Here is a 7,849-nt window from a genome sequence, read left to right on the forward strand (position 1 = left end):
CGCTCGATCTCAAGAGCGCCAGAAATGCTAGAACAACCGCGCCAGCAATGCAGTGACCGCCGTCTCCACCCGCAGGATGCGCTCGCCCAGTTGCACCGGGTTCAGCCCGGCCTTGCCCAGCAACTCGACTTCATAAGGAATCCAGCCACCCTCTGGGCCAATCGCCAAGGTCACCGGCTCATCCAGCCCGCGTGGGCACGGCGGGTAGTCGCCCGGGTGACCCACCAGGCCCTGCGTACCCTCGGCAATTGCCGGCAAACGGTCCTCGACGAAGGGCTTGAAGCGCTTCTCGATGATCACCTCGGGCAACACCGTGTCACGCGCCTGCTCAAGGCCCAGGATCAACTGCTCGCGAATGGCCGCAGGCTCCAGGAACGGGGTCTGCCAGAAGCTCTTTTCGACCCGGTAGCTGTTGACCAGGATGAGCCTGCCCACCCCCATGGTCGCCACGGTCTGGAACACCCGGCGCAGCATTTTCGGCCGTGGCAGGGCCAGCACCAGGGTCAGCGGCAACTTGGCCGGCGGCGGCTGGGTAAATTCGACCGACAACTCGGCCTCATGCCCTTCCAGACGCAGCACCGTGGCCTGGCCCATCAGCCCGCCCAGGCGCCCCACGCGCAGGGTGTCGCCCACCGCTACGCGGTGGATGTCCTGCATGTGGGTAAAGCGCCGGTCGCCCAGCACCACACGGTCGGCCGCGACGAAGTCGGCCTCCTCGAGCAGCAGCAGGTTCACGGCTGGGTGGCTGGCGGCTGGTCGTCAGGCTCGTCCGCCTGCGGGTGCGCACTGCGCTTGCGGATCAAGCCGCCAAACAGCACGCCCACCTCGAACAGCAGCCACATCGGCACGGCCAGCAACGTCTGCGAGAAGATATCCGGCGGGGTCAGCACCATGCCCACCACGAAGCAGCCAATGATCACGTACGGGCGGATCTTCTTCAGGTACTTCACGTCGACCACGCCGATCCATACCAGCAGCACCACCGCCACCGGGATCTCGAACGCCACGCCAAAGGCGAAGAACAGCGTCATGACGAAGTCCAGGTAACTGGCGATGTCGGTCATCATCGACACCCCGTCCGGCGTCGCACTGGCAAAGAAGCCGAAGATCAGCGGGAATACCAGGAAGTAGGCAAAGGCCATGCCGGCATAGAACAGGATGATGCTGGAAATCAGCAGCGGCACCGCGATGCGTTTTTCGTGACGGTACAGGCCGGGGGCGATGAAGCCCCAGATCTGGTGCAGGATCACCGGGATCGCCAGGAACAGCGAGACGATCATGGTCAGCTTGAACGGCGTGAGGAACGGCGAGGCCACATCGGTGGCGATCATCGTGGCGTTGGCCGGCAGGTGCTCGCGCAACGGCGCCGAGACCAGGGTGTAGATCTGCTGCGCGAACGAGAACAGGCCGGCGAAGATCAGGAAGATGACCGCCACACAGCGCAACAGGCGTGTACGCAACTCGGTAAGGTGCGAGACCAGCGGCATCGGCTGGTCGTGTTCCGGAATTTCGCTCATGGGGCCCGCGGCGGTTGTGTCGGTTCGGTGGGAAGTGGCGCCTGGACGCCTGGAGCAGGTGCAGGCGGAGCCTCGTGGGCCACGACCGGCTCGCTGCCCGGGGTGTGCGCCGGGTCGGGCTGCACCGATTGCGGGTCGAGGATGCGCCGGGCTTGCTGCTCCATCGAGAGGATGTGCTCGTTGTGCAGTTGGCGACGGATATCGTCGGCGCCGATTTCGCGCTCCACCTCGTTCTTGATCGCGTTGAAGCTGCGTTTGAGCCGGCCGATCCACAGCCCGGCCGTGCGCGCGGCGCCCGGCAGGCGCTCGGGGCCGAGCACCAGCAGGGCTACCAGGCCGACAAGCAACAACTCACTGAAGCTGATCCCGAACATGTGATCACTCTTTCCTGGTCGGCTCTTCGACCTTGTGCGCCTGGCCGTCGAAGGTCTGCGGCTGGTTCAGCGGCGCATTGGTCGGCGGCGGGGTTGGCTGGGCCGGCTGCACGGTGGGTTGTGCCGGCTTGTCTTCGTCTTCGTTCATGGCCTTCTTGAAGCCCTTGATCGACTCGCCCAGGTCACTGCCGAAGTTTTTCAGCTTCTTGGTGCCGAACACCAGCACCACTACCACCAGCAGGACGATCCAGTGTTTCCAGTCAAAAATACCCATGGTGCAATCCTCGATTTGATTCGGTTAGGCCGACGGCTGGCGCGCGGCCTTCTCGTCATGGCCGGACAGGCCGAAGCGGCGGTCCAGTTCATCCAGCACGGCCTGCGGGTGCTGGCCCAGCTGCGCGAGCATCACCAGGCTATGGAACCACAGGTCGGCGGTCTCGTAGATGACATCGCTGCAGTCACCGCTGATGGCGGCGTCCTTGGCAGCGATGATGGTTTCGACCGACTCTTCGCCGACCTTCTCCAGAATCTTGTTCAGGCCCTTGTGGTACAGGCTGGCCACATAGGAGCTGTCGGGGGCCGCGCCTTTGCGCGCTTCCAGCACCTGGGCCAGGCGGGTCAGGGTGTCGCTCATGTCAGTGTCCTGCGCTGTAGATGGCATTCGGGTCTTTCAGTACCGGGTCGACGGTCTTCCACGCGCCGTTCTCGAACACGCGGTAGAAGCAGCTTTCACGGCCGGTATGGCAGGCGATATGGCCCAGTTGCTCGACCATCAGGATGATCACGTCGGCATCGCAGTCCAGGCGCATTTCGTGCAGTTTTTGCACATGACCCGACGCTTCGCCCTTGCGCCACAGTTTGCCACGCGAACGTGACCAGTAGATGGCGCGCTGCTCGGCGGCGGTCAGGCTCAGGGCCTCGCGGTTCATCCAGGCCATCATCAGCACGCGCCCGGTCTTGTGGTCCTGGGCGATCGCCGGTACCAGGCCATCGCTGTTCCAGTTGATCTCGTCCAGCCAGTCTTTCATGTTCGACTCCAAAATGGGCCACGGTACCGCACCGATGCCACCTGCTAGTGTGCCAGCCAGGAACCTGGCTGGCTATCGGCGCACCACCAGGTACAGGCCGGCGGCCAGCATCAGCCAGGCCGGCCAGGCGGCCGGAGCACTGAGGCTTGCGGCACCGGCTGCCAGCGTGGCGCCACCGGCCAGCAGGCCCGCGCCGAGCAGGCGCAGGGCCCAGCCATCGCGCTGCTGCCAGGGCGGCGGCGGGTCGTTCAGGTGCGGTTGCGACATGCGTTCGAGCAGGTCGCGGGTCATGCCGGCCAGGTGCGGCAGTTGTTCGACCTGGCTGTGCAGGTTCTGCAGCACGTTCTTGGGGCTCACGCGCTCGCGCATCCAGCGCTCCAGGAACGGCTGGGCGGTGCTCCACAGGTCCAGGTCGGGGTACAGCTGGCGGCCCAGGCCCTCGATGTTGAGCAGGGTCTTCTGCAGCAGCACCAGCTGCGGCTGCACTTCCATGTTGAAGCGGCGCGCGGTCTGGAACAGGCGCATCAGCACCTGGCCGAAGGAAATATCCTTTAACGGTTTTTCGAAGATCGGTTCGCACACGGTGCGGATCGCCGCTTCGAACTCGTTGAGCTTGGTCTGTGCCGGCACCCAGCCCGAATCGATGTGCAACTGCGCCACGCGGCGGTAGTCGCGCTTGAAGAAGGCGAACAGGTTGCGCGCCAGGTAGTCCTGGTCTTCGGGGGTGAGGCTGCCGACGATGCCGCAGTCGATCGCGATGTATTGCGGGCTCCACGGCCTGACCGTGCTGACGAAGATGTTGCCCGGGTGCATGTCGGCGTGGAAGAAGCTGTCGCGAAACACCTGGGTGAAGAAGATCTCGACGCCGCGTTCGGCCAGCAGCTTCATGTCGGTGCGCTGGTCGGCCAGGGTGGCGAGGTCGGTGACCTGGATGCCGTAGATGCGCTCCATCACCAGCACCTTGGGCCGGCACAGGTCCCAGTACACCTGGGGCACGTACATCATCTCCGAGCCTTCGAAGTTGCGTCGCAGCTGGCTGGCGTTGGCCGCCTCGCGCAGCAGGTCGAGCTCGTCGTAGATGGTTTTTTCGTAGTCGCCGACCACCTCGACCGGGTGCAGCAGGCGCGCGTCGGCCGACACCCGCTCGGCGCCGCGGGCGATCAGGAACAGCCAGGCCAGGTCTTGCGCGATGATCGGCTTGAGGCCCGGGCGCACCACCTTGACCACCACCTCTTCGCCGCTCTTGAGCTGCGCGGCGTGCACCTGGGCCACCGAGGCCGAGGCCAGCGGCTCGACGTCGAAGCGGCTGAACAGCTCGCCGACCCTGGCGCCCAGTTGCGACTCGATCAGTGCCACGGCCTGTTGCGGGTCGAACGGCGGCACGCGGTCCTGCAGCAGCATCAGCTCGTCGGCGATGTCGGCCGGCAGCAGGTCGCGCCGGGTCGAGAGCAACTGGCCGAACTTGATGAAGATCGGGCCCAGGTCCTGCAGCGCCAGGCGCAGGCGCGCGCCGCGGCTGAGCACCGACGGTTTGCGCGGCAGCCAGCGCCAGGGCATGGCGAAGCGCAGGGTCATCAGCCACCAGGGCAGGGGCAGGTCGAACAGCAGGTCATCGAGACGGTAGCGGATCACGACGCGCTGGATGCGCAACAGACGGCGGACGGCAAGCAGCTTCATGCGTTATCGCTGGATTCAAGGGATCGGGCAAGGCGCGCCACGCGCGCCTCAAGGCGTTCTGTATCGATTTTCAGGGCATCGAGCTCGGCAAAGCGGGCTTCGGCTTCGCGCTTGCCCACCAGGGTACGGGCTTCTTCGGCCAGGTACTCGCCCAGGTTCTGGTTGAGGCTGGCCAGGCCCTGGCGGGTCCAGCGCGCGCGGCTGCGCAGGTGGCCGCCCAGCAGTTGCGTGGCCACCGGGCCCAGCCAGCGCGAGAGTTCGTACTCCCAGTCCAGCTCCAGGTCCTGCAGCACGCCGACCAGGTCCAGCAGCACCGCGCTGTCGCCTTCAAGCTCCACCTGCGGGCTGTGCAGCACGGCCGTCTTGTCCTGGCGCAGGGCCAGTTGCAGCAGGCTGCCGGCCGGCGCGCGCAGGGTGCAGTCGGCCTCGCCTTCCCAGTGCGCGGCCAGCAGCAGGCCGTCATCACTGGGCAGGATGAACAGCTGCAGTGTCGGCTGGCGACAGTCGATGGCGATGATCTTGCCATCCAGTGGCGCCAGGCGCGGCAGCGCGGTGCTGTCCATGCGCAGCACACGGTTGAGGCCGTGTTCGACGCTGGCGAGCAGCCCGGCCAGCAGCATCAGGGCTTGATACCGCGGTGCAGGGCGACGATGCCGCTGGTCATGTTGTGGTAGGTGACGCGGTCGAAGCCGGCGTCGACCATCATCGCCTTGAGGGTTTCCTGGTCGGGGTGCATGCGGATCGATTCGGCCAGGTAGCGGTAGCTTTCCGAGTCGTTGGTGATCAGCTTGCCGGCCAGCGGCATGAAGGCGAACGAGTAGGCGTCGTAGACCTTGGACATCAGCTTGTTGGTCGGCTTGGAGAACTCCAGCACCAGCAGGCGCCCGCCCGGCTTGAGCACGCGCAGCATCGAACGGATGGCGTCGTCCTTGTGGGTCACGTTGCGCAGGCCGAAGGCGATGGTCACGCAGTCGAAATGGTTGTCGGGGAACGGCAGCTTCTCGGCGTCGGCCTGCACGAACTCGATGTTGCCGGCCACGCCCTTGTCGAGCAGGCGGTCACGCCCGACCTTGAGCATCGAGGCGTTGATGTCGGCCAGTACCACCTGGCCGGTGGGGCCGACCAGCTGCGAGAACTTGCGTGCCAGGTCGCCCGTGCCGCCGGCGATGTCGAGTACCCGGTTACCGGGGCGCACGCCCGACAGCTCGATGGTGAAGCGCTTCCACAGGCGGTGCATGCCGCCGGAGAGGACGTCGTTCATGAGGTCGTACTTGGCGGCCACGGAGTGAAAGACTTCCGCGACTTTCTCGGCCTTCTGGCTTTCGGGAACGTCCTTGAAGCCGAAGTGGGTGGTGGGTTCGGCGTGTTCGCCTTTGCGCTGGTCGTTCATATCGCTTCACCGGAAAAAATTACTGGCCATTCTAGGGCGTGTGGCTGCATTTGTCTTGGCGGGGTGTGTCGCAGGTGAGGGCAGGGGCATAATAGGAGTATGCCCTTTTAGCCAGGATGGATTGAATGACCCAGATCAGCGTCGAACGCAAACACAGCCTGGGGCGCGAAGCGGCCCGGGAAAAGGCCGCCGTGCTGGTGGACAAGCTGGCCCGCGAGTACGACCTCAAGGCGCAGTGGGACGGCGACCGGGTGGAGGTCAAGCGCAGTGGCGCCAATGGCAGTATCCAGATCGGCGACGACAGCATCCGGGTCGAGCTCAAGCTGGGCATGATGCTGTCGATGATGGGCGGCACGATCAAGGCCGAGATCGAGCGGGCGCTGGACAAGGCCCTGGCCTGAGACCGCGTCGCGCCTTTCGCTGGCAAGCCAGCTCCCACAGGGTCAGGCGGCGTTACGCAGAACCTGTGGGGGCTGGCTTGCCAGCGAAGGGGCCATTACTGCACAGCAAATCCTGCCCTTAGGGTGAGGATTCTAATTTTTCCCCCTACCGTTGTGCCCAAGCCCAGCATTCACGGGCGTAACCCCATTTGCGTTCAAGCGTGAGGTGCAGAGCATGGCCAAGGTGACCCTGAAAAAAATCGATGATGCCCCGGGCAAGGCCCTGGGTGAGGTGCGCGGCTACGCGCGCAAGATCTGGCTGGCAGGCCTGGGCGCCTACACCCGGGTCGGGCAGGAGGGCGCCGAGTACCTCAAGGAACTGGTGAAAGCCGGTGAAACCGTCGAGAAAAAAGGCAAGAAACGCCTCGACCACGAACTCGACGCGGCCAACAGCGAAATCCAGTCCGCCAAGCAGGAACTGGGCAGCGTGAAAGGCAAGGTGGAAGTTCAGCTGGATAAAATCGAAAAGGCTTTCGACACACGGGTCGCCAGCGCCTTGAATCGCATCGGCATTCCGTCTAAACATGACGTTGAGGCACTTTCCGCCAAGCTCGAAGAGCTGACGCAGTTGCTCGAACGTGTCGCACGCAAACAATAAGGAGAGCGGGATGGCTGGCAAAAAGACTACTGAGAAAGAGGGCAGCTCCTGGGTCGGGGGGATCGAAAAGTACTCCCGCAAGATCTGGCTGGCTGGTTTGGGTATCTACTCCAAGATCGATCAGGACGGCAGCAAGCTGTTCGACACCCTGGTCAAGGACGGTGAGAAAGCTGAAAAGCACGCCAAGAGCAGCGTCGACTCGGCCAAGGCCACTGCCAAGTCTGCCACCTCGCGCGTAGGCGATGTGAAAGACCGCGCACTGGGCAAGTGGAGCGAACTCGAAGAGGCGTTCGACAAGCGCCTGAACAGTGCCATCTCGCGCCTTGGCGTGCCGAGCCGCAACGAAGTCAAGGCGCTGCACCAGCAGGTCGACACACTGACCAAGCAGATCGAGAAGCTGACCGGTGCCTCGGTCAAGCCGGTGTCGGCCAAGCCGGCGGCCCCGAAGGCGGCGGCCAAACCGCTGGCTAAGGCCGCGGCCAAGACGGCGGCGGCAAAACCGGCTGCGGCCAAGCCAGCAGCCAAACCGGCCGCAGCCAAAGCCGCAGCGGCCAAACCTGCAGCCAAGGCGGCGGCCAAGCCCGCTGCTGCGAAGAAACCGGCGGTGAAGAAAGCCCCGGCCAAGCCGGCTGCGGCGCCAAGTGCCAGTGCGGCACCGGCACCGAGCCCGGCGGCGAGTGCTGCACCGGCAGCGTCGGCGGCTCCTGCTGCGGTGAGCCCGGCCAGTCAGGCCTGATCCAAGGCGGCTGTACAGAAAGCGCCCGGCCTTTGTGCCGGGCGTTTTTTTTATGTGTATCGCCTGTACTGCCCCCTTCGCTGGCAAGC

At 64.8% G+C, this 7,849-nt stretch carries 12 protein-coding genes; 3 read left to right on the forward strand and 9 right to left on the reverse strand.

All coding sequences use genetic code 11. The features are described 5' to 3' along the window. Positions 1-27: 27 nt before the first annotated feature. The 9 genes from KUO17_RS25540 to ubiE all read right to left on the reverse strand — a co-directional run bounded on the left by KUO17_RS25540 (position 28) and on the right by ubiE (position 5,986). On the reverse strand, positions 28-735 hold the full coding sequence (locus tag KUO17_RS25540; protein WP_217978341.1) for a 16S rRNA (uracil(1498)-N(3))-methyltransferase: 708 nt from the start codon (positions 733-735) through the stop codon (positions 28-30). Next, a complete protein-coding gene (tatC, locus tag KUO17_RS25545; protein WP_163942440.1) occupies positions 732-1,517 on the reverse strand; it encodes a twin-arginine translocase subunit TatC in 786 nt (261 codons plus the stop codon). Before tatC ends, KUO17_RS25540 begins: the two co-directional genes overlap by 4 nt. Next, a complete protein-coding gene (gene tatB / locus KUO17_RS25550; RefSeq protein WP_217978342.1) occupies positions 1,514-1,891 on the reverse strand; it encodes a Sec-independent protein translocase protein TatB in 378 nt (125 codons plus the stop codon). The genes tatC and tatB overlap by 4 nt, the downstream gene beginning before the upstream one ends. A 4-nt stretch (positions 1,892-1,895) precedes the next feature. After that, the gene (locus KUO17_RS25555) at positions 1,896-2,165 is read right to left on the reverse strand and encodes a twin-arginine translocase TatA/TatE family subunit (RefSeq protein WP_217978343.1); all 270 of its coding nucleotides are present in this window, start codon (positions 2,163-2,165) and stop codon (positions 1,896-1,898) included. Between the two features lie 24 nt (positions 2,166-2,189). Beyond that, positions 2,190-2,525, reverse strand: a complete 336-nt coding sequence (locus KUO17_RS25560; protein WP_217978344.1) for a phosphoribosyl-ATP diphosphatase — start codon at positions 2,523-2,525, stop codon at positions 2,190-2,192. 1 nt (position 2,526) lies between these two features. Further along, positions 2,527-2,919, reverse strand: a complete 393-nt coding sequence (hisI, locus tag KUO17_RS25565; protein ID WP_217978345.1) for a phosphoribosyl-AMP cyclohydrolase — start codon at positions 2,917-2,919, stop codon at positions 2,527-2,529. Between the two features lie 72 nt (positions 2,920-2,991). Continuing rightward, complete coding sequence (ubiB, locus tag KUO17_RS25570) at positions 2,992-4,596, reverse strand: ubiquinone biosynthesis regulatory protein kinase UbiB (RefSeq protein WP_217978346.1); 1,605 nt, start codon at positions 4,594-4,596, stop codon at positions 2,992-2,994. Further along, a complete protein-coding gene (locus KUO17_RS25575) occupies positions 4,593-5,216 on the reverse strand; it encodes a ubiquinone biosynthesis accessory factor UbiJ (RefSeq protein WP_217978347.1) in 624 nt (207 codons plus the stop codon). The genes ubiB and KUO17_RS25575 overlap by 4 nt, the downstream gene beginning before the upstream one ends. Next, positions 5,216-5,986 (reverse strand): bifunctional demethylmenaquinone methyltransferase/2-methoxy-6-polyprenyl-1,4-benzoquinol methylase UbiE, encoded by a 771-nt coding sequence (gene ubiE, locus KUO17_RS25580; RefSeq protein ID WP_217978348.1) that lies wholly within the window; start codon positions 5,984-5,986, stop codon positions 5,216-5,218. Before ubiE ends, KUO17_RS25575 begins: the two co-directional genes overlap by 1 nt. A 125-nt stretch (positions 5,987-6,111) precedes the next feature. On the opposite strand from ubiE, the gene KUO17_RS25585 reads away from it, so the two are divergent. The 3 genes from KUO17_RS25585 (at position 6,112) to KUO17_RS25595 (ending at position 7,760) form a co-directional block, all read left to right on the forward strand. Further along, positions 6,112-6,387 (forward strand): polyhydroxyalkanoic acid system family protein, encoded by a 276-nt coding sequence (locus KUO17_RS25585; RefSeq protein ID WP_217978349.1) that lies wholly within the window; start codon positions 6,112-6,114, stop codon positions 6,385-6,387. A gap of 214 nt (positions 6,388-6,601) precedes the next feature. Continuing rightward, positions 6,602-7,024 carry a phasin family protein gene (locus KUO17_RS25590; protein ID WP_217978350.1) on the forward strand — a complete coding sequence of 141 codons (423 nt, stop codon included), beginning with the start codon at positions 6,602-6,604 and terminating at the stop codon, positions 7,022-7,024. Positions 7,025-7,034: 10 nt separating this feature from the next. Then, on the forward strand, positions 7,035-7,760 hold the full coding sequence (locus tag KUO17_RS25595) for a phasin family protein (protein ID WP_217978351.1): 726 nt from the start codon (positions 7,035-7,037) through the stop codon (positions 7,758-7,760). Positions 7,761-7,849: the final 89 nt, after the last annotated feature.

This window comes from Pseudomonas aegrilactucae (assembly GCF_019168305.1).
In the GTDB taxonomy this organism is placed as follows: Bacteria; Pseudomonadota; Gammaproteobacteria; order Pseudomonadales; family Pseudomonadaceae; genus Aquipseudomonas; species Aquipseudomonas aegrilactucae.